This window comes from Citrobacter sp. TBCS-14 (assembly GCF_005280805.1).
GTDB classification, from domain to species: Bacteria; Pseudomonadota; Gammaproteobacteria; order Enterobacterales; family Enterobacteriaceae; genus Citrobacter; species Citrobacter gillenii.
Map to the genome: position 1 here is coordinate 60,174 of NZ_SZWM01001020.1, position 21,679 is coordinate 81,852.

Sequence of the window (21,679 nt, forward strand, 5' to 3'; positions counted from 1 at the left end):
GTGACCCGCCTGTTTTTCAGCGCGCTTAAACGCTCGCGAACCTTCTTCAACGGTCGAAGATACAGATACAGGACTACGTAACATGTCTAAAATTTTTGATTTCGTAAAACCGGGCGTCATCACTGGCGACGACGTACAGAAAGTTTTCCAGGTAGCAAAAGAAAACAACTTTGCACTGCCAGCCGTTAACTGCGTCGGTACCGACTCCATCAACGCCGTTCTGGAAACCGCTGCAAAAGTTAAAGCACCGGTAATCGTTCAGTTCTCCAACGGTGGCGCTGCATTCATCGCGGGTAAAGGCGTGAAGTCTGACGTTCCTCAGGGCGCGGCAATCCTCGGTGCTATCTCTGGTGCGCATCACGTTCACCAGATGGCTGAACACTACGGTGTTCCGGTTATCCTGCACACTGACCACTGCGCGAAGAAACTGCTGCCGTGGATCGACGGTCTGTTGGACGCGGGTGAAAAACACTTCGCAGCAACCGGCAAACCGCTGTTCTCTTCTCACATGATCGACCTGTCGGAAGAGTCTCTGGAAGAGAACATCGAAATCTGCTCCAAATACCTGGCGCGCATGTCCAAAATGGACATGACTCTGGAAATCGAACTGGGTTGCACCGGTGGCGAAGAAGACGGCGTGGACAATAGCCACATGGACGCTTCTGCACTGTACACCCAGCCAGAAGACGTTGATTACGCGTTCACCGAGCTGAGCAAAATCAGCCCGCGTTTCACTATCGCGGCATCCTTCGGTAACGTACACGGCGTGTACAAACCAGGTAACGTGGTTCTGACCCCGACTATCCTGCGTGACTCTCAGGACTATGTTTCTAAGAAACATAACCTGCCGCACAACAGCCTGAACTTCGTCTTCCACGGCGGTTCCGGTTCTACTGCTCAGGAAATCAAAGACTCCGTAAGCTACGGCGTAGTGAAAATGAACATCGATACCGATACCCAATGGGCGACCTGGGAAGGTGTTCTGAACTACTACAAAGCAAACGAAGCTTACCTGCAGGGTCAGTTGGGTAACCCGAAAGGCGAAGATCAGCCGAACAAGAAATACTACGATCCGCGCGTATGGCTGCGTGCTGGTCAGGCAACCATGATCACCCGTCTGGAACAGGCTTTCAAAGAACTGAACGCGGTTGACGTTCTGTAATTTACGCCGTTCAACGTGACATCAGGCCCGCAAATGCGGGCCTTTTTTATTGTCATTTCTCGCGGTAGTCGACAGAGAATTATGTGATCTATTTGGCAAAAATGGCGTTTATTGTTTACCCTTGTCAAATTGCCCGTCCCGGTGGGGCGGCTTTCTTTCTCCCGTTTGGGTAAGCAAAAAAGGAATAGTGAATGGAAGATTTGAATGTTGTCGACAGCATAAACGGTGCGGGTACCTGGCTGGTGCGTAACCAGGAGCTGCTGTTGAGCTATGCCGTCAACATCGTTGCGGCTATCGCTATTGTCATCATCGGGATGATTGTGGCTCGGGTTGTGTCCAACACCATTAACCGTGTGATGGTGGCGCGTCAAATTGATGCGACCGTGGCTGATTTTCTCTCTGCGCTGGTGCGTTACGGTATTATTGCCTTTACGTTGATTGCTGCGCTGGGCCGCGTGGGCGTGCAGACAGCCTCTGTTATCGCCGTGCTCGGTGCCGCCGGTTTAGCCGTCGGTCTGGCGTTGCAAGGCTCGCTGTCTAACCTCGCCGCAGGCGTTCTGCTGGTGATGTTCCGTCCGTTCCGCGCAGGCGAATATGTCGATCTTGGCGGCGTAGCGGGTACCGTGCTCAATGTGCAGATTTTCTCTACCACCATGCGTACCGTAGACGGAAAAATTGTGGTGATCCCCAACGGGAAAATCATTGCCGGTAATATCATTAACTTCTCTCGTGAACCGGTTCGTCGCAACGAATTTATTATTGGGGTGGCGTATGACTCTGATATCGACCAGGTTAAACAAATCCTCACCGATATCATTCAGTCTGACGAGCGTATCCTGAAAGACCGTGAAATGACGGTGCGCCTGAATGAGCTCGGGGCGTCCTCGATTAATTTCGTGGTGCGCGTCTGGAGCAACAGTAGCGATCTGCAAAGCGTCTACTGGGACGTACTGGAACGCATTAAGCGTGAGTTTGATGCTCACGGCATCAGCTTCCCGTATCCGCAAATGGATGTGAATTTCAAGCGCGTGAAAGCAAACGCGGCAGAATAATCACGAGCCCGGTGGCGCTACCGCTTACCGGGCCTACAAAACCTGTAGGCCGGATAAGGCGTCAGCCGCCATCCGGCGTTTTCCCTCCGGGTATTAATTCCTCTTATACCTGATTAATATTATCAATTTCCGCTAATGATTATCCCGCGTTATAGTCTGCGCTTAAGAGAAACAGTTTGGGATATTCAACGTGTTATCATATTATTTTCAAGGGCTTGCGCTTGGCGCAGCGATGATACTTCCGCTCGGTCCGCAAAATGCTTTCGTGATGAATCAGGGTATTCGTCGCCAGTATCACATTATGATCGCCTTACTTTGTGCCATCAGCGATTTACTGCTGATCTGCGCGGGGATCTTTGGCGGCAGCGCCTTGCTGATGCAATCGCCATGGCTGATGGCGCTGGTAACCTGGGGCGGCGTGGCGTTCTTACTCTGGTACGGTTTCGGCGCGTTAAAAACGGCGATGAGCAGTAATCTGGAGCTGGCCAGTGCCGAGGTGATGAAGCAGGGGCGCTGGAAAATTATCGCTACGATGCTGGCGGTGACGTGGCTTAACCCGCATGTCTATCTCGATACCTTCGTGGTGCTGGGCAGTCTTGGCGGTCAACTGGACGTCGAGCCGAAGCGCTGGTTTGCTCTGGGTACTGTTAGCGCATCGTTCCTGTGGTTCTTTGGCCTGGCGCTGCTGGCGGCCTGGCTGGCGCCGCGTCTGCGCACCGCCAAAGCACAACGAATCATCAATACGCTGGTGGGACTCGTGATGTGGTTTATTGCTTTTCAACTGGCAAAAGAAGGCGTTGCGCACGTAGATGCGCTGTTCAACTAAGTGTTGTCTGATGGACAACAGGCTGAGATCCGCTAAGCTTGCCTGCATGCGCCCTGAGTTTCGGGGTAAATAATGAAACATGGAGGAACGACAGTGAAGTTCAAAATAATGGCCCTGGCGGCATTAGTCGGATTCAGTGCACTCTCAGTACAGGCAAATGAATTGCCGAATGGACCGCACATCGTGACTTCCGGAACGGCAAGCGTGGACGCGACACCTGATATTGCGACGCTGGCAATTGAAGTCAACGTGGCGGCAAAGGATGCGGCCTCAGCAAAGAAACAGGCTGACGAACGCGTCGCGCAATACCTTTCCTTCCTGGAACAAAACCAGATAGCGAAAAAAGACATCAGCTCTGCAAACCTGCGTACCCAGCCGGATTACGATTACCAGAATGGTAAAAGCGTACTTAAAGGCTATCGTGCGGTGCGCACCGTTGAGGTGACTCTGCGTCAACTGGACAAACTCAACGCGCTGCTGGATGGCGCGCTGAAAGCGGGTCTGAACGAGATTCGTTCAGTGTCGCTGGGTGTTGCCCAGCCGGATGCCTACAAAGATAAAGCGCGTAAAGCGGCCATTGATGATGCGATTCATCAGGCTGAACAACTGGCGGCGGGCTTTAACAGCAAACTCGGCCCGGTTTACAGCGTGCGCTACCACGTGTCGAATTATCAGCCAAGCCCAATGGTACGGATGATGAAAGCCGACGCAGCGCCTGCAGCATCGGCGCAGGAAACCTACGAGCAGCCGGTCATTCAGTTTGACGATCAGGTCGATGTGGTCTTCCAGATAGAGCCTGCGGCAAGTCAGCCAGCGGCAACACCTGCCAAAACGCAGTAATCTTTTCAGACCCGGCTTTTCAGCCGGGTTTTTTATGTGATCAACTGTAAAAATGCGACCGCGTCGTGCGTCTTTTTTGGGGCTGCATGAGGATATGCCATAGTGATTTTATGAGGTGACTATGGATATTTTTATCTCGAAAAAGATGCGTAATTTTATTCTGCTGGCGCAAACCAATAATATCGCCAGAGCAGCAGAAAAAATCCACATGACCGCATCGCCCTTTGGCAAAAGCATTGCTGCACTGGAAGATCAAATCGGCTATACGCTGTTTACCCGTAAAGACAACAACATCAGTCTCAACAAAGCCGGGCAGGAGCTGTATCAAAAACTGTTTCCCGTCTATCAGCGTTTGTCCGCCATTGATAACGAAATCCATACTTCCTCGCGTCGTTCGCGTGAAATCGTTATTGGCATCGATAATACCTATCCGACCATCATTTTCGACCAGTTGATTAGCCTTGGTGATAAATATGAAGGCGTGACGGCTCAGGCCGTTGAATTCAGTGAGAATGGGGTGATTGATAATCTGTTCGACCGACAGCTGGATTTTATTATTTCGCCGCAGCATGTTTCTTCGCGCGTTCAGGAGCTGGAAAATCTGGCGGTGAGCGAACTGCCTCCCCTGCGCCTGGGGTTCCTGGTGTCCCGCCGTTACGAAGAAAAGCAGCCTCAGGATCTGCTGCGGGAATTACCCTGGCTGCAAATGCGCTTCCAGAACCGCGCCAATTTTGAAGCCATGCTGGATGCCTACATGCGGCCCAGTGGGATCAATCCAACCATTATCTATCGTCCATATAGCTTTATGGCTAAGGTGAGTGCAGTGGAGCGCGGACATTTTCTGACGGTGATCCCCCATTTTGCCTGGCGGCTGGTGAATCCGGCAACGCTGAAATATTTTGATGCGCCCGGCAGCCCGATGTACATGCAGGAATTTCTCTATTCGCTGAAAAATCATCGTTATACCGCCACGATGCTCCAGCATATTGCTGAAGATCGTGACGGTACGGCAGATTAACCCAGCATTGATCCTGTTTCGAGCAGGTTGCGGTGCAGATCAAATGCGTGGCTGAGATCGTGATGAATATGCCCGCCGGGTGCCTGTTCCAGATAGCGATGCAGGTAGTCGCGGTACAGCGGGTGCGCGCAGTTGTCGATGATGGTGTGCGCTCGTTGCAGCGGCGATAACCCACGCAGATCGGCAATCCCTTGTTCGGTAACGATTACTTTGACGCTGTGTTCGCTGTGATCGACGTGGCTGCACATCGGGACGATCGTCGAGATTTTCCCGTCTTTGGCAATCGACGGGGCCATAAAAATAGACAGATAGGCGTTGCGCTCAAAATCCCCGCTGCCGCCGATGCCGTTCATCAGGTTTACCCCTGCAACATGCGTGGAATTGGCATGACCATAGATATCAAACTCCAGGCCGACATTCAGCGCAATCACCCCCAGGCGGCGGATGATCTCCGGGTTATTGGAGATCTCCTGCGGGCGCAGCACAATGCGGTTGGCGAAGAAATCCATATTGGCATATATCTTCTGCAGTGAGGCGGCGGAAATCGTCAGGCTGGAGGCGCTGGCACCGGTAATCTTGCCCGTTTCCAGCAGATTTACGACCGACTCCTGCAGTACCTCGGAGTACATCATAAAGGGGGGAATTTCCGGATTCTCGCCCAGCCGCGCCATCACCGCGTTATTAATATTGCCGACGCCGCTTTGCAAGGGAAGAAACTCAGGTGGAATACGTTTGTGCGCCATTTCCGCCAGCAGAAAGCTCACCACGTTATCGGCAATTTGCTGGCAGAGCGGATTGGTTTTATCCGACGCACTGCCGGCATCGGGCAGGTTCGTTTCCACCAGAGCGACGATTTTTTTCGGGTCTATCTGGACGCACTGGCTGCCGATGCGATCCATGGTATGAAAAATGGGGACGCTGTTACGACGCGGCGGCGCGCCTGGTATCACAATGTCGGCCAGTTCCGCTACGCGTGGATTGTGATAATGATTCAGCTCAATAATGACTTTTTTCGCCCGTAGCAGCCAGGTTGGCGCATTGCCGATCCCGCTGGTCAGCCAGATCCTGCCGTCCGGCGCAATGGCTGAGGCCTCTATAACAGCAACATCAATCTCGCCAAAGAAGCCGTAATTAACCATCTGTGCGACTTCACTGAGATGGAGATCGACAAACCGCACCTGGCCTTGATTAATTTTCTGACGCAGGCCTGATGAGGTTTGATAAGGCGCGCGCCAGGAAACGGCATCCGCCTCAGAGAGCGCGTCATCTGCGGCAGCGCTAATTGACGCGCCGGTCAGCAGGCGGATCTGAAAAGGCTGCCCGACCTGATGCAGTTCGCTGGCTTGCCGGGCAATCGCTGCGGGTAACGCCTTTGGTGAACCCGCAGGTGTAAAGCCGCTGAACGCCACCATATCATCATGCTGAATAATTTCTGCCGCCTGTTCGGCGCTCATCCGTTTCATGGCTTTTCCTTTAGCTGACCGCGATTAATGGCCGACGAAATTCGGTTTCCGTTTTTCTAAAAACGCATTCATCCCTTCCTGATAGTCATTGCTGTCGTAAACCGCACGGCGCATGCCCTGGATGCGTTCAAATTCATCGGAATTCATGGTGTGCGCTTCGCCCAGCACGCGCAGTTCTTCTTTGATCACGGCAATCGCCAGCGGCGCTTTTTCTGAGATGTGATGCGCCATTTGCAGAGTAAAATCTTCCAGCTCGTCGACGGCGACCACATGGTTGAGAATACCTACCGCCAGCGCGCGCTGGGCGGTAATCGGTAGAGCGGTGAAAATCAGCTCTTTGACGATATGAAAACCCGCATCACGGGTCAGGTTGTGAATACCCACCAGGTTATACGGCACGCCGAGATTGACCGGCGTCATCGAGAACGTCGAGGTCTCGGCAGAGATGATGAGATCGGAACTCATGATCATCTCGAATGCACCGCCCCAGACGCTGCCTTCAACCATCGAGATAATAGGTTTCGGGTACTTTTGGATCATGCGGGTGATCTGGCGCAGCGGATCGTCATAGGACAGCGGATCGCGACGTCCGGTAGGGAGTTCATGAATATCATGTCCAGCAGAGAACACTTTGGCCCCGCTCGGTGCGCGCAGAATAATACAGCGAATTTCTGGACGATTGAGATCGTTCAGCGCCAGCATAAGATCGTCAATAAACACTTTGCTCAAGGCGTTAAGCTTGCGGGCATAGTTGAATTCAATGACCGCGACTTTCTGGATGATGACGACGTTGACGTATTGATAGGACATAATGTTCTCTTTAATCAAAGTAATGATGTTGGATAAATTCGCTGATGTGTCGCAGGCCGGTACGTGGCGAAAGGTCATTGTTCCTGACCGAGCGCAGCGTTTGCTGGAAATAGCGATCGAAATCAGTGCGGGAAAATAACAGGTGCAGCGCCTCTTCTTCGGCCTGTTTCTGTAACCAGTCCACCGCCTGCTGCTGGCGGACTTTTTCCAGCCGACCGCTGGCTGTAAGGCATGTTTTAAAATCGATGATGGCCTGCCAGATTTCTTCAATGCCGCGTTTTTCCTGCGCGCTGCAGGCCAGAGACTGCGGCTGCCACTCGTCATACTTGCGGCGTAGAATGTGCAGGGCGGAATCATACATATGGCGGGTGATGGCGACGTTGGCGCGGTTGTCCCCGTCATCCTTGTTGATGATGACCAGATCCGCCATCTCCATGATGCCTTTTTTGATGCCCTGCAGATCGTCACCACCGCCGGCTATTTGCAGCGAGAGAAAGCAATCAACCATGCTGGCGACTTCTGTTTCGGACTGCCCAACGCCGACGGTTTCGACGATCACTACGTCGAAGCCTGCCGCTTCGCACAGCAGCATTAATTCCCGGGCGCGCTGGCTGGTACCGCCCAAATGCCCGCTGGAAGGAACCGGTCGAATAAACGCGGCATCCGCACGCGCCAGTTCCGTCATTCGGGTTTTATCGCCCAGAATGCTACCGCCGCTGACCGGACTGCTGGGATCGACAGCGATCACCGCCACCCGCAATCCCTTACGGATCAGTAGCATGCCAAAGGCTTCCAGAAAGGTGCTTTTCCCCGCGCCCGGCGTACCGGTAATGCCCAGACGCAGGGCGTTACCGGTGAACGGTATAATGGCGTCCAGCAGCTGTGTGCTGAGTAGCTGATGACGCGGATGCTGGCTCTCGACCAGCGTCATGGCCTGGGCGAGCGTGGCGCGCTCCCCCAGACGTAAACGCTGGATGCTATCAGCCAGCGTGGCGCTGCTAATCATGGTGCTGACCAATGCGGGTTAATACATCGCGTACGCTGTCGAGCATCGGCGTACCGGGACCATAAATAGCGGCGACACCGCGCGCTTGCAGGAAGGCGTAATCCTGCGGTGGGATGACGCCGCCGGCTACCACGCAAATGTCCTCGCGCCCCCAGCTTTTGAGCGCCGCCACCAGTTCGGGGATCAACGTTTTATGACCCGCCGCCAGTGAAGAGGCGCCAACCACGTGCACATCGTTTTCTACCGCCAGGCGAGCGATTTCTTCCGGCGTGGAGAACATCGGGCTGAGGTCAACATCGAAACCGAGATCGGAATAGGCACTGGCGATCACTTTGGCGCCGCGATCGTGACCGTCCTGACCCATCTTAGCGACCAGAATGCGCGGGCGGCGGCCGTTATCGGCGAGAAATTTTTCAGTTTGCGCAACAATGGCGTCAAACTCGTCGGCGGATTTTTCAGACTGGTGGTAGCTTTGCGCAATCACTCCGGTAACACACTGGCTGGGTACCAGGTAACGGTCAAAAGCGGACTCCAGTGCGTCAGAGATTTCACCCAGCGTGGCGCGAACGCGCGCGGCATCTATTGCGGCGGCGAGCAGGTTTTCATTGTGCCGCGCCGCGTGGGTCAAAGCTTTCAGCGTGGCTTTCACCGCAATATCGTCACGGGTCGCGCGGATGTGTTGCAGCGAGGCAATCTGCTCGTTGCGCACCTTGACGTTGTCGATTTCCAATACCGACGTGGCGTCTTCTTTATCCAGCTTGTATTTGTTCACGCCAACGATAACGCGCTGGCCCTGGTCGATGAGTGATTGTTCGCGGGCGGAAGCTTCTTCGATCATCCGTTTTGGTAACCCCGCTTCTATCGCTTTCGCCATTCCACCCGCTTCATCGATCTGTTCGATGATCGCCCGTGCTTGCTTAACGATCTGATCGGTCAGCGACTCCACATAATACGATCCGGCCAGCGGATCGACGGTGCGGCAGATCTCCGACTCCTCCTGAATGATGATCTGCGTATTGCGCGCGATGCGGGCGGAAAAGTCAGTTGGCAGGCCGAGCGCTTCATCAAAGGCGTTGGTGTGCAAAGACTGAGTACCGCCCAGGGTTGCACCCAGCGCTTCGATGGTGGTGCGCACCACGTTGTTGTACGGATCCTGCTCGGTCAGGCTCCAGCCGGAGGTCTGACAGTGGGTTCGTAGCGCCAGGGATTTTGGGTTGGTGGCGCCAAAACCGCTGACCGCCTCGCTCCACAGATAACGCGCGGCGCGCAGCATGGCGACATTCATAAACAGATCCATGCCAATGCCGAAGAAGAATGACAGTCGTGGGGCGAAATCATCAATTTTCAGTCCGGCGGACAGCGCGGCCTTGATGTACTCAATCCCGTCGGCCAGGGTAAACGCCACCTGCTGCACGCAGTTGGCACCCGCTTCACCCATGTGATATCCGCTGATGCTGATGGTATTAAAGCGCGGCATATTGTCAGAACACCAGGCAATGATGTCAGCGATAATGCGCATAGAGGGCTTGGGTGGGTAAATATAGGTGTTGCGGCATAGATACTCTTTCAGAATATCGTTTTGTATCGTGCCAGTGAGCAGCTCTGGCGCGACGCCTTGCTCCTGCGCTGCCACGATATAAAACGCCATCACCGGGAGTACCGCGCCGTTCATGGTCATGGATACCGACATCTTATCCAGTGGGATCTGGTCGAACAGTACCTTCATATCTTCGACGGTATCTATAGCCACGCCCGCTTTGCCGACGTCGCCTGCCACGCGCGGGTTATCTGAGTCGTAGCCGCGATGGGTGGCGAGGTCAAAGGCGACGGAAAGCCCTTTTTGTCCGGCGGCGAGATTGCGGCGATAAAACGCGTTAGATTCTTTGGCGGTAGAGAACCCGGCGTACTGGCGAATAGTCCACGGCTGCGCGGTATACATGGTGGCGCGTGGGCCACGAACGTAAGGCGCCAGGCCGGGGAGGGTGCCCGTCACTTCCAGGTTGTCGAGATCAGCCTCGGTGTACAGCGGCTTAATGGCAATCCCTTCTGCCGTCTGTTTTACCAGCGAGTCGACGGTTTTTTCCCGTCGGCTGAGTTCTTTGTTGGCGAGCGTTTGCCACGCCTGCATATTGGCCATTTTTTGCTCCGTATTACGCAATAAGTTGAATCTTTGCGAATACGGTGAGCTTTTTCAGCTGGCTTGTCGCCAGCAAAAAATAGCCAATAAGACGTCGTTTTTTGCCGCGTGGTGTGTTTTATTTTGTGATGGATTTCAAAGACGTGGAGGGAATAGCATGAAAAGAGGGTATAAGGTTGTAGGCCGGATAAGGCGTTACGCCACCATCCGGCACTCAGGGGCAATAAATGCTTTAATCCTGACGCAGCACATTGTGTCCGTAGGCCAGCAGCGCATCGGTGACGTTGCGCATCATGCGGCTTTCCGGTGCAAAGCGATGCCAATAGAGCATCCGACGCTGGAACAGGCCTGGCGTTAAGTCGATAAGCTCGCCGCTTTCCAGCTCTTTCTCGATCTGCAGGTGTGGGATCATGCAGCAGGTTGTCCCCTGGCGCGCCAGCTGCACAAAGGCTTCCGACGAGTTAACGATGTGGCACGGCACGCTGCCCGGTGGCAGATCGAAGTTTTGTTGCAGAAAAGCCTGATGCATGTCGTCGAGATGGTCAAACGCAACCGCCGGCGCTTTTAGCAGGGCAGAACGGGTGACGCCATTCGGAAAGTAGCGCTCGGCAAAAGGTTTTGAGCCGACAAACAGGTAGTCCAGCGCGCCGAGTTTATCCACCAGACAGCTTGGTAGCGCCTGATGTTGAATACTCACCGCGCCCACCACTTCACCGCGACGCAGGCGTTCCTGAGTGCGTGTTTCATCTTCAACCTGCAGGTTCAGACGAATCGGTGAGTTTGCCAGCACAGGGGCCAGCGCCGGGAGTAGCCAGGTGGCCAGACTGTCGGCGTTGACGGCCAGGGAGAGCAGCAGCGGCGTCGAGCCGGTTTGTTCATCTCCCAGCCACTCGTCTTCCAGCAGTTCAACCTGACGCAACAGTGCCAGCAACTTTTGCCCTTGCTCGGTTGGGCGAGGCGGTACGGTACGCACCAGCAGCGGTTGTCCGAACATATTCTCAAGCTGTTTTATGCGTTGTGAAACCGCGGATTGTGTGATGCATAGCTTTTGCGCAGCGCGCTCAAATCCCCGTTCACGAATAACCGCATCCAGTGCTTGTAGTGTTCTGTAGTCCGGACGTTTCATTGCTCTGACGTACTCCTGATATTTTTGCGTGTTCTGCACTATGACACAATTTTAGGTTGGGTACAGACGAAATCCGCCGTCTGCGAGCGGGTGTGGGGACATTTTTCTACGCAATGTTCTATAATGCGCGTGAATTTCCACACCACATTCACACCACAGGCGAAACGATCATGACGCAGGATGAACTGAAAAAAGCAGTAGGATGGGCGGCACTTCAGTATGTACAGCCCGGCACCATTGTGGGCGTAGGTACCGGTTCAACAGCCGCACACTTTATTGATGCGCTGGGCACCATGAAAGGTCAGATTGAAGGCGCAGTGTCCAGTTCGGACGCTTCCACTGAAAAACTCAAAAGCCTCGGTATCCACGTGTTCGATCTTAACGAAGTGGACAGCCTTGGCGTGTACGTTGATGGCGCGGACGAAATCAACGGTCACATGCAAATGATCAAAGGCGGCGGCGCAGCGCTGACCCGCGAAAAGATCATTGCCTCCGTCGCTAAGAAATTTATCTGCATCGCCGACGCGTCCAAAGAAGTCGATATTCTGGGTAACTTCCCGCTGCCGGTAGAAGTGATCCCGATGGCGCGTAGTGCGGTTGCTCGTCAGTTGGTGAAGCTGGGCGGTCGTCCTGAATACCGTCAGGGTGTGATTACTGATAACGGCAACGTCATCCTTGACGTGCACGGTCTGGAGATCCTTGACGCTGTGGCGATGGAAAACGCCATCAACGCAATCCCGGGCGTTGTGACCGTGGGTCTGTTTGCCAACCGTGGGGCGGACGTTGCGCTGATCGGCACAGCAGATGGCGTGAAAACTATCGTAAAATGATCTGACGACCGGGATCTTCTGTCGTTAAAAAAATTTTGGCAGGGCAAATTTGGTGACTTGTGTCACGTTTACAATATTGTCCTGCCGATCCCTCCAAAGAAAAAGTTATCACCAGAATTTTACTCTGACATTTCCCGCTGAATGACACTTCTTCAGCACGACGACGCAAACGTTCATATTGCCGCAATATTTTTTTTTGATATGTTGAAGAGGCGGATGAAAATCCCACACACAACACATCAGATTGAACTAAAAAAAGACAGGGTCGGGGAAATGGCAAAGGTATCACTGGAGAAAGAAAAGATTAAGTTTCTGCTGGTTGAAGGTGTGCATCAAAAAGCACTGGAAAGCCTTCGTGCGGCAGGTTACACCAACATCGAGTTTCACAAAGGCGCTCTGGACACTGAACAGCTGAAAGAGTCCATCCGTGATGCCCATTTTATTGGCCTGCGATCCCGTACTCATCTGACTGAAGATGTGATTGACGCCGCAGAGAAACTGGTCGCGATTGGCTGCTTCTGTATTGGCACCAATCAGGTTGATCTGGGGGCGGCGGCAAAACGCGGGATCCCCGTGTTTAACGCACCATTCTCTAACACCCGCTCCGTTGCCGAACTGGTAATTGGCGAACTGTTGCTGCTGCTGCGCGGCGTGCCGGAAGCGAACGCTAAGGCGCACCGTGGCGTGTGGAACAAACTGGCTACCGGCTCTTTTGAAGCGCGTGGCAAAAAACTGGGGATTATCGGTTACGGCCACATTGGTACCCAGTTGGGCATTCTGGCGGAATCGCTGGGGATGCACGTCTATTTCTATGATATTGAAAACAAACTCCCGCTGGGTAACGCCACCCAGGTACAGCATCTTTCCGACCTGCTCAATATGAGCGATGTGGTCAGCCTTCACGTGCCGGAAAATGCCTCCACCAAGAATATGATGGGCGCACAAGAGATTGCCCTGATGAAGCCGGGTGCGCTGCTGATCAACGCCGCGCGCGGCACGGTTGTTGATATTCCTGCGCTGTGCGATGCGTTAGCCACTAAGCATCTGGCCGGCGCAGCAATCGACGTCTTCCCAACGGAGCCGGCGAGCAACAGCGATCCGTTTACGTCTCCGCTGTGTGATTTTGACAACGTGATCCTGACGCCGCACATCGGCGGTTCAACGCTGGAAGCGCAGGAAAACATTGGTCTGGAAGTGGCAGGTAAGCTGACGAAGTATTCCGATAACGGCTCTACGCTGTCGGCGGTTAACTTCCCGGAAGTGTCGCTGCCGCTGCACGGTGGTCGTCGTCTAATGCACATTCACGAAAACCGACCAGGCGTGCTGACCGCGCTGAACCAAATCTTTGCCGAGCAGGGCGTTAACATTGCCGCGCAGTATCTGCAAACTTCCGCGCAGGTGGGGTATGTGGTTATTGATATCGAGGCAGATGAGGATGTGGCGGAGAAAGCGCTGCTGGCGATGAAAGCCATTCCGGGAACGATTCGCGCGCGTATGCTGTACTAATTATTGGTACATCGTGCCGGGTGGCGACTGCGTCTTAACCGACCTACGAGATGATTCGTAGGTCTGATAAGCGTAGCGCCATCTGGCAATTCAAGGCTACCATTCCCATACTTTTGACGGTGTTACCACCGCGGGCAGCGGAATATCCCACTCTTCGACCGGTAACTTCTCCACTCGCTGGCAATCATGTGCGTAGCCCACCGGCTGGATTTGATGCTGCTGCCAGTTTTGTAACGTGCGATCGTAAAAACCACCGCCCATGCCTAAGCGCTGTCCGTCTTCATCAAACGCCACGAGCGGCGTAATCAATACATCCAGCTTTGATAACGGCAAAACGTCGCGCACATCGAGTCGCGGCTCCTGGATGTTGAGTCGGTTAGTTACCAGATGACTGTGCGGATGATAGTGCAGAAACAGTAAATTACCGCGGCTAAACGGATGTAGAACCGGGAGATAGACACGCTTGCCCGCACGCCACAGTTGTTCGATCAGCGGTTGAGTATCAAGTTCGCCATCAAAAGAGAGAAATACCGCCACGGTGTGGGCGAGTACAACAGGGGGGAAGCTCAGCATTCTGCTCGCGGCCTGCTGACCGAAATGGCGTTGTTGCTCAGGCGTTAGCGCACGGCGACGTTGCCGAATCAGTTGACGAATTTCTTGCCGGGATAAAGGAAGTTCAGAAAGTAGTGTCATGGCTGTTGCCAGGTAGAAGGGAATCTCCGAGATGCCGCCGCAGGCTGTAACCCTTGAACCCTTGGTTCAAGGTGAATGTGTCGTCACAGTTTTAAGGCTTCTCGGACGAACCGAGCATGCTCACCAACCGTGGAGCGCCACATTCTTGTGGTATGAAATATCGGCTCAGGGGACTGGCCCGCTTGCAAACATCTCAGAGAAATTTTGTCTTCACGGTCACTCTACCACAGTAAACCGAAAAGTGTTATTCAAAGTTTTGGCCCGTTTTTTCGGTTATGCGACCCTGATCAAGCAACGCCTGTTCAATGGTTTGTTGTAGCATCCGAATACGTTGTTCCATGCTCGCCGCGTAGTCACGCGTCTTCGCTTTTTCCTGAGTTAATTCATAGCTGATGTTCAACGCGGCGATGAAAACCAGCTGCTCAGTATTTGTGACTCTAGTGCGAACTTTCAGATCTTGCAATCGCTGATTCAGATCGTCCGCAGCCTGATTCAACGCATCTTGTTGTTCAGGCGGGCAATTCACTCGCAGTGAACGGCCAAAAATTTGGATATCGACGGGTTGTGCAGACATGCCACCTTCCTGCTGATTGACTGCGCTGCCTTCGTCTCCAGACCTTGGGTCCGCGAAGGGGCGACACTATAGCTACCCTGGTATGAACATACAAGCCCTTTTCTGGTCCACCAGGGCCCAAAGTGGTAGCATAACATGAATATCCTCCCTTTGATGACGAATGCTTATGTCCATACAGAACGAAATGCCTGGTTACACCGATGTTAGCCAGTTTTTGAACCAACAAGGGGCTGGATTAACCCCGGCCGAAATGCACGGTTTGATCAGCGGGATGATTTGCGGCGGCAACAACGACAGCTCATGGCAGCCGCTGTTGCACGACCTGACCAATGAAGGTTTGGCCTTTGGCCATGAGCTGGCTCAGGCACTGATCAAAATGCACGCGGCGACCAGCGACGCCCTGGAAGACGACGGCTTCCTTTTTCAGCTTTATCTGCCTGAAGGCGACGGCGTCAGCGTGTTCGATCGTGCCGACGCGCTGGCGGGCTGGGTCAATCACTTTTTGCTGGGCCTCGGGGTTACGCAGCCCAAGCTCGACAAAGTGACCGGTGAAACCGGCGAAGCGATTGACGACCTGCGCAATATCGCCCAGTTGGGATATGACGAAGACGAAGATCAGGAAGAGCTGGAAATGTCGCTTGAAGAGATCATCGAGTACGTGCGTGTTGCTGCGCTGTTGTGCCATGACACGTTTACGCGTCAGCAACCGACCGCGCCGGAAGTACGTAAACCGACACTGCACTAAGTAACGAGAACGCCAGGGAGAGTGTTATGACTCAGCAAGAATACTTACGCCGTCGCAAGGCATTACTGGCGCACATGCAGCCAGGCAGCGCTGCGCTGATTTTCGCGGCCCCAGAAGCGACGCGCAGTGCGGACAGTGAATATCCGTACCGCCAGAGCAGCGACTTTTGGTACTTCACCGGTTTTAACGAACCTGAAGCCGTGCTGGTGCTGATTAAAAGTAATGACACTCATAACCATAGCGTTTTGTTCAACCGGGTACGTGACCTGACGGCGGAGATCTGGTTTGGTCGCCGTCTGGGACAAGATGCTGCCCCCGAGAAACTGGGTGTTGATCGGGCGTTAGCGTTCAGCGAAATCAACCAACAACTGCATCAGTTGCTTAACGGTCTGGACACGGTGTACCACGCCCAGGGCGAATATGCCTGGGCGGATGAGATTGTGTTTACGGCGATGGATAAGCTGCGCAAAGGCGCCAGACAAAATATGAAAGCCCCTGCGGCGATTATCGACTGGCGTCCGATGGTGCACGAGATGCGCCTGTTCAAATCGCCGGAAGAAATAGCAATCATGCGTCGTGCCGGTGAAATCAGCGCGCTGGCGCATACCCGCGCGATGGAAAAATGTCGTCCGGGAATGTTCGAGTATCAGCTGGAAGGGGAGATCCATCATGAGTTTACCCGTCATGGTGCGCGTTATCCTTCCTATAACACCATTGTCGGCAGCGGTGTAAACGGCTGCATCCTGCATTACACCGAAAACGAAAGTGAAATGCGCGATGGCGATTTGGTGCTGATTGACGCCGGATGCGAATACAAAGGTTACGCTGGCGACATTACCCGCACCTTCCCGGTCAACGGGAAGTTCACTCCCGCCCAGCGCGAGATCTATGACATCGTGCTGGAGTCACTGGAAACCAGCCTGCGTTTGTATCGTCCGGGGACGTCCATCCAGGAGGTGACGGGAGAGGTGGTGCGCATCATGATTACCGGTCTGGTAAAACTGGGTATTCTGCACGGCGATGTCGATCAACTGATTGCCGACAACGCGCAGCGTCCTTTCTTTATGCATGGCCTGAGCCATTGGCTGGGGCTGGATGTCCACGACGTTGGCGTTTATGGCCAGGATCGCTCGCGTATCCTCGAACCGGGGATGGTGCTTACCGTCGAGCCAGGACTGTATATCGCGCCGGACGCCGACGTACCACCGGCTTATCGCGGAATTGGCATTCGTATTGAAGATGACATCCTGATTACCGAAGACGGTAATGAAAACCTCACCGCCAGCGTAGTGAAAAAGGCGGATGATATTGAAGCACTGATGGCTGCGGCGCGACTGAAATGAGCGTGATTATTGTCGGTGGTGGTATGGTTGGAGCGACTCTGGCGCTGGCTATTTCAGAGCTGAGTCATGGGACGCTGCCGGTCCATCTTATTGAAGCGAGCGAGCCGGATACTGACCGCCATCCGGGATTTGACGCTCGGGCGATTGCGTTGGCCGCAGGCACCTGCCAGCAGCTGGCGCGAATTGGCGTCTGGCAGGCCATTGCCGATTGCGCAACCCCGATCAAAACGGTGCACGTCAGCGACCGTGGACATGCCGGGTGTGTGACGCTTGATGCACAGGAATACCGTATTCCTGCGCTGGGTCAGGTGGTGGAACTGCATGACGTCGGGCTGCGTCTGTTTGCGCTGTTGCGCAAAGCGCGCGGCGTCACGCTACATTGCCCTGACCGGGTGGCCAGCGTGTCGCGCACCCAGCAGCACGTTGAGGTCACGCTGGAGAATAGCGAGGTGATTACCGGTCGTGTACTGGTAGCCGCTGACGGCACACGCTCTGCGCTGGCGACCGCCTGCGGCGTTGACTGGCAGCAGCAGCCTTACGAACAACTGGCGGTGATTGCCAACGTTACCACCTCTGTCCCGCATAACGGACGAGCGTTTGAACGTTTCACGCAGCATGGCCCGCTGGCCATGTTACCGATGTCAGAAGGGCGCTGCTCGCTGGTGTGGTGTCATCCGCTGGAAAAGCGAGATGAGATCATGGCCTGGTCTGACGAACAGTTTTGTCGCGAACTGCAAACGACGTTTGGCTGGCGGCTTGGGCGCATTACGCAAGCCGGTCAACGTAGCGCCTATCCGCTGTCTTTAACCACCGCGGTGAAGGCGATTAGCCATCGCACCGTGCTGGTGGGCAATGCGGCGCAGACCCTGCATCCTATTGCCGGCCAAGGTTTTAATCTCGGCCTGCGCGATGTCATGAGCCTTGCCGAAACGTTGACGCAGGCACAGTTTGCAGCCGAAGACGTGGGTGATTATGCGGTGCTGTCGCGCTATCAGCAGCGTCGTGAGACCGATCGCGAAACAACGATTGGCGTGACCAACAGCCTGGTGTATCTGTTTGCCAATCGCTGGGCACCGCTGGTTGTTGGACGTAACGTGGGTCTTATGGCGATGGAATTATTGACGCCAGCCCGCGATGCGTTGGCGGAGCGGACCCTGGGCTGGGTCGCGCGATAAATATAGCCAGTAGGCCTGATAAGCGTAGCGCCATCAGGAAAATGCAATGGCAATCATGCCGGATGGCGGCTTCGCCTGATCCGGCCTACGGTATTTGATAGTCCCGTTTTCAGGAGCAAACAGTGCAAAGTGTTGATGTAGCAATTGTTGGTGGCGGCATGGTGGGACTGGCGGTTGCCTGCGGCTTGCAGGGCAGCGGGTTACGCGTTGCCGTATTAGAACAACATGTTCCGCAGCCTCTGGCGGCGGATGCACCTCCTCAGCTTCGCGTGTCGGCCATTAACGCCGCCAGCGAAAAACTACTGACCCGTCTTGGCGTATGGTCAGACATTGTCGCCCGTCGGGCATGCTGTTACCACGGGATGGAAGTCTGGGACAAAGACAGCTTTGGGCGCATCGAATTTGATGACCAAAGCATGGGCTATAGCCATTTAGGACATATCGTTGAAAATTCGGTGGTCCACTACGCGCTGTGGCAAAAGGCGCAGCAGTCGGCGGATATTACGCTAATGGCTCCGGCAGAACTTCAGCAAGTGGCCTGGGGGGAGAACGAAGCTTTTCTGACCCTGAAGGATGGCTCGATGCTGACTGCGCGCCTGGTCATTGGCGCGGACGGCGCAAACTCCTGGTTGCGTAACAAAGCGGATATCCCGCTGACCTTCTGGGATTATCGCCATCATGCGCTGGTGGCAACCATTCGTACCGAGGACGCGCACGGTGCAGTTGCCCGCCAGGCGTTCCATGGCGAAGGCATTCTGGCGTTCTTACCGCTCAGCGATCCGCATTTGTGCTCTATCGTCTGGTCACTCTCGCCGCAGGAAGCAGAGCGCATGCAACTGGCAAGTGTTGACGCGTTTAATCAGGCGCTGAATATCGCCTTTGATAATCGGCTGGGACTATGTCGCGTTGAGAGTGAACGTCAGGTGTTTCCGCTAACGGGGCGCTATGCTCGCCAGTTTGCCGCGCACCGCCTGGCGCTGGTCGGTGATGCGGCACATACCATCCATCCGCTGGCAGGACAGGGGGTTAACCTCGGTTTTATGGATGCTGCGGAGCTGATTGATGAGCTAAAACGTCTGCAACGCCAGGGGAAAGACATCGGTCAGTACCTCTATCTGCGTCGCTACGAGCGTAGCCGTAAGCACAGTGCAGCGGTGATGCTGGCCGGTATGCAGGGGTTCCGTGAACTGTTTGCTGGCGCGAACCCAGCGAAGAAACTGCTGCGTGATATTGGTCTGAAACTGGCCGATACCCTGCCAGGCGTAAAACCACAACTCATCCGTCAGGCGATGGGATTAAACGATCTTCCTGAGTGGTTGCGCTAACGTCCGTCAGGACAATTTTAAGAGTTTGAGACCCGTCACACTTTCCTCTCCCGGCCTGCGCGCCGGGATGCTTCTCTCATTTGAAATAATCTAATTTCACGCTTCTTTTCGCATTAGTTTTTTTAATATTACTATTTTCTCATAACGCCATTTTTGACATTTTTTCCACATTTAATATGGATTGATGACGATTTGTTTCGTTTTATCTATCTTTTGCTCTGATTTTATGGCGGTTAACTGGTTTTTTATTCTGCCGGTGATGTGGCTATTTTTAGCCATAAGCTAATGTGATGGTTAATTTTGCCTTATGGTTTAGCGTCTGTTTCAGTGGTAAGTTCAAGACAAAGAGAACGTTTGCGTCGCAGCCCCCGGAGCGGCTGCGGTGCTGGGTTTCGTGGCGAAAATTTCACCGCGAAAGAGTTGATAGCCCCGCTTATTCAACGAGGAAAAGATGGCTCAACAGACTCCTTTGTACGAACAACACACGCTATGCGGCGCGCGCATGGTTGATTTCCATGGCTGGATGATGCCTCTGCATTACGGTTCTCAGCTCGACGAGCACCACGCTGTTCGCACCGATGCCGGTATGTTTGATGTGTCGCACATGACCATCGTCGACCTGCGCGGCAGTCGCACCCGGGAGTTCTTGCGTTATCTGCTGGCAAACGACGTCGCGAAGCTAACGAAAACCGGTAAAGCCCTTTACTCCGGTATGCTCAATGCGTCGGGCGGTGTGATTGATGACCTGATCGTCTACTACTTCACTGAAGATTTCTTCCGCCTCGTTGTTAACTCCGCCACCCGCGAAAAAGACCTCTCCTGGATAACCCAACACGCTGAACCTTACGCTATCGACATCACCGTTCGTGATGACTTGTCGATGATTGCGGTGCAGGGACCGAATGCTCAGGCTAAAGCAGCCACGCTGTTTACTGAAGAACAGCGCCATGCGGTAGAAGGCATGAAGCCGTTCTTTGGCGTGCAGGCGGGTGATTTGTTTATCGCCACCACTGGCTATACCGGCGAAGCGGGCTATGAAATCGCCCTGCCTAATGAAAAAGCCGCGGATTTCTGGCGTGCGCTGGTCGACGCAGGCGTACAGCCATGTGGTCTGGGCGCGCGCGATACGCTGCGTCTGGAAGCAGGTATGAACCTGTACAGCCAGGAAATGGACGAGGGTATTTCTCCGCTGGCCGCCAACATGGGCTGGACCATCGCGTGGGAACCGGCTGACCGCGACTTCATTGGTCGCGAAGCGCTGGAAATGCAGCGTGAAAAAGGTCACCAGCAGCTGGTTGGCCTGGTAATGACCGAGAAAGGCGTACTGCGTAATGAACTGCCGGTGCGTTTCACCGATGCGGCGGGCAATGCGCATGAAGGCATTATCACCAGTGGTACGTTCTCTCCGACGCTGGGCTACAGCATTGCACTGGCGCGCGTACCTGCGGGTATTGGCGAGACGGCAATCGTGCAGATCCGTAACCGTGAAATGCCGGTAAAAGTGACTAAACCTGTTTTTGTGCGTAACGGCAAAGCCGTCGCGTGATTCATCCTTTTTGGAGATTGATTGATGAGCAACGTACCAGCAGAACTGAAATACAGTAAAGAACACGAATGGCTGCGCAAAGAAGCAGACGGCTCTTACACCGTAGGGATCACCGAACATGCTCAGGAACTGCTGGGTGACATGGTGTTCGTTGACCTGCCAGAAGTGGGTGCCACTGTTAGCGCGGGCGACGACTGCGCGGTTGCGGAATCCGTAAAAGCGGCTTCCGATATCTATGCGCCAGTGGGCGGTGAGATTGTGGCGGTGAATGACGCGCTCAGCGACTCCCCGGAACTGGTGAACAGCGAGCCGTATACCGGCGGCTGGATCTTCAAGATCAAAGCCAGCGACGAAAGCGAGATCGAATCACTGCTGGATGCCACTGCGTACGAGGCATTACTGGAAGACGAATAAGATTGTGCCGGATGGCACTGCGTTTATCCGGCCTACGGTTTTATGTAGGCCCGGTAAGCGTCAGCGCCACCGGGCAATTGAGTTAGAG

At 54.3% G+C, this 21,679-nt stretch carries 20 protein-coding genes and 1 other RNA gene; 13 read left to right on the top strand and 8 right to left on the bottom strand.

Annotated elements, in window-relative coordinates; genetic code table 11:
* The first annotated feature begins 82 nt into the window (after positions 1-82).
* The 5 genes from fbaA to FDX22_RS23020 all read left to right on the top strand — a co-directional run bounded on the left by fbaA (position 83) and on the right by FDX22_RS23020 (position 4,898).
* Positions 83-1,162 (top strand): class II fructose-bisphosphate aldolase, encoded by a 1,080-nt coding sequence (gene fbaA, locus FDX22_RS23000; RefSeq protein WP_096755772.1) that lies wholly within the window; start codon positions 83-85, stop codon positions 1,160-1,162.
* A gap of 191 nt (positions 1,163-1,353) precedes the next feature.
* Positions 1,354-2,214 carry a small-conductance mechanosensitive channel MscS gene (locus FDX22_RS23005; protein ID WP_096755773.1) on the top strand — a complete coding sequence of 287 codons (861 nt, stop codon included), beginning with the start codon at positions 1,354-1,356 and terminating at the stop codon, positions 2,212-2,214.
* Positions 2,215-2,404: 190 nt separating this feature from the next.
* Positions 2,405-3,040, top strand: a complete 636-nt coding sequence (gene argO / locus FDX22_RS23010) for an arginine exporter ArgO (RefSeq protein ID WP_096755774.1) — start codon at positions 2,405-2,407, stop codon at positions 3,038-3,040.
* A gap of 93 nt (positions 3,041-3,133) precedes the next feature.
* Positions 3,134-3,880, top strand: a complete 747-nt coding sequence (locus FDX22_RS23015; RefSeq protein ID WP_115257527.1) for an oxidative stress defense protein — start codon at positions 3,134-3,136, stop codon at positions 3,878-3,880.
* A 121-nt stretch (positions 3,881-4,001) separates the two neighbouring features.
* Positions 4,002-4,898 (top strand): LysR family transcriptional regulator, encoded by an 897-nt coding sequence (locus FDX22_RS23020; RefSeq protein WP_115257528.1) that lies wholly within the window; start codon positions 4,002-4,004, stop codon positions 4,896-4,898.
* Here FDX22_RS23020 and FDX22_RS23025 read toward each other — a convergent pair.
* The 5 genes from FDX22_RS23025 to argP form a co-directional block, all read right to left on the bottom strand.
* Positions 4,895-6,361: an acetyl-CoA hydrolase/transferase family protein gene (locus tag FDX22_RS23025; protein WP_115257529.1), complete on the bottom strand. Its 1,467-nt coding sequence runs from the start codon at positions 6,359-6,361 to the stop codon at positions 4,895-4,897. The genes FDX22_RS23020 and FDX22_RS23025 overlap by 4 nt on opposite strands.
* Before the next feature lie 24 nt (positions 6,362-6,385).
* A complete protein-coding gene (scpB, locus tag FDX22_RS23030; protein ID WP_096755778.1) occupies positions 6,386-7,171 on the bottom strand; it encodes a methylmalonyl-CoA decarboxylase in 786 nt (261 codons plus the stop codon).
* A gap of 10 nt (positions 7,172-7,181) precedes the next feature.
* Complete coding sequence (gene meaB, locus FDX22_RS23035; RefSeq protein WP_115257530.1) at positions 7,182-8,177, bottom strand: methylmalonyl Co-A mutase-associated GTPase MeaB; 996 nt, start codon at positions 8,175-8,177, stop codon at positions 7,182-7,184.
* The gene (scpA, locus tag FDX22_RS23040) at positions 8,170-10,314 is read right to left on the bottom strand and encodes a methylmalonyl-CoA mutase (RefSeq protein WP_096755780.1); all 2,145 of its coding nucleotides are present in this window, start codon (positions 10,312-10,314) and stop codon (positions 8,170-8,172) included. Before scpA ends, meaB begins: the two co-directional genes overlap by 8 nt.
* A gap of 232 nt (positions 10,315-10,546) precedes the next feature.
* Complete coding sequence (gene argP / locus FDX22_RS23045; RefSeq protein ID WP_003825477.1) at positions 10,547-11,440, bottom strand: DNA-binding transcriptional regulator ArgP; 894 nt, start codon at positions 11,438-11,440, stop codon at positions 10,547-10,549.
* A 170-nt stretch (positions 11,441-11,610) separates the two neighbouring features.
* Between argP and rpiA the strand changes: the two genes are divergently transcribed.
* Together rpiA and serA are read left to right on the top strand one after the other, a co-directional pair.
* Entirely contained in the window at positions 11,611-12,270 is a 660-nt protein-coding gene (rpiA, locus tag FDX22_RS23050) for a ribose-5-phosphate isomerase RpiA (RefSeq protein WP_168246943.1), read from the top strand.
* Between the two features lie 273 nt (positions 12,271-12,543).
* Positions 12,544-13,776: a phosphoglycerate dehydrogenase gene (gene serA, locus FDX22_RS23055; RefSeq protein ID WP_096755782.1), complete on the top strand. Its 1,233-nt coding sequence runs from the start codon at positions 12,544-12,546 to the stop codon at positions 13,774-13,776.
* 96 nt (positions 13,777-13,872) lie between these two features.
* On the opposite strand, the gene FDX22_RS23060 is transcribed toward serA, so the two are convergent.
* The 3 genes from FDX22_RS23060 to zapA form a co-directional block, all read right to left on the bottom strand.
* Positions 13,873-14,469 carry a 5-formyltetrahydrofolate cyclo-ligase gene (locus tag FDX22_RS23060; protein ID WP_115257533.1) on the bottom strand — a complete coding sequence of 199 codons (597 nt, stop codon included), beginning with the start codon at positions 14,467-14,469 and terminating at the stop codon, positions 13,873-13,875.
* A gap of 19 nt (positions 14,470-14,488) precedes the next feature.
* Positions 14,489-14,672, bottom strand: a non-coding RNA gene (gene ssrS / locus FDX22_RS23065) — 6S RNA.
* Between the two features lie 41 nt (positions 14,673-14,713).
* A complete protein-coding gene (gene zapA / locus FDX22_RS23070) occupies positions 14,714-15,043 on the bottom strand; it encodes a cell division protein ZapA (protein WP_096755784.1) in 330 nt (109 codons plus the stop codon).
* 166 nt (positions 15,044-15,209) lie between these two features.
* On the opposite strand from zapA, the gene FDX22_RS23075 reads away from it, so the two are divergent.
* The 6 genes from FDX22_RS23075 to gcvH all read left to right on the top strand — a co-directional run bounded on the left by FDX22_RS23075 (position 15,210) and on the right by gcvH (position 21,591).
* The gene (locus FDX22_RS23075; protein WP_135911444.1) at positions 15,210-15,788 is read left to right on the top strand and encodes a YecA family protein; all 579 of its coding nucleotides are present in this window, start codon (positions 15,210-15,212) and stop codon (positions 15,786-15,788) included.
* Between the two features lie 26 nt (positions 15,789-15,814).
* Entirely contained in the window at positions 15,815-17,131 is a 1,317-nt protein-coding gene (pepP, locus tag FDX22_RS23080) for a Xaa-Pro aminopeptidase (RefSeq protein WP_146717839.1), read from the top strand.
* The gene (gene ubiH / locus FDX22_RS23085) at positions 17,128-18,306 is read left to right on the top strand and encodes a 2-octaprenyl-6-methoxyphenyl hydroxylase (protein WP_115257535.1); all 1,179 of its coding nucleotides are present in this window, start codon (positions 17,128-17,130) and stop codon (positions 18,304-18,306) included. The genes pepP and ubiH overlap by 4 nt, the downstream gene beginning before the upstream one ends.
* 122 nt (positions 18,307-18,428) lie before the next feature.
* Positions 18,429-19,631 carry an FAD-dependent 2-octaprenylphenol hydroxylase gene (ubiI, locus tag FDX22_RS23090; protein WP_096755789.1) on the top strand — a complete coding sequence of 401 codons (1,203 nt, stop codon included), beginning with the start codon at positions 18,429-18,431 and terminating at the stop codon, positions 19,629-19,631.
* A gap of 451 nt (positions 19,632-20,082) precedes the next feature.
* Positions 20,083-21,177 carry a glycine cleavage system aminomethyltransferase GcvT gene (gcvT, locus tag FDX22_RS23095; RefSeq protein ID WP_115257536.1) on the top strand — a complete coding sequence of 365 codons (1,095 nt, stop codon included), beginning with the start codon at positions 20,083-20,085 and terminating at the stop codon, positions 21,175-21,177.
* 24 nt (positions 21,178-21,201) lie between these two features.
* Positions 21,202-21,591, top strand: coding sequence for a glycine cleavage system protein GcvH (gene gcvH, locus FDX22_RS23100; protein ID WP_045447282.1), 390 nt, complete (start codon positions 21,202-21,204; stop codon positions 21,589-21,591).
* The last annotated feature ends 88 nt before the right edge of the window (positions 21,592-21,679 follow it).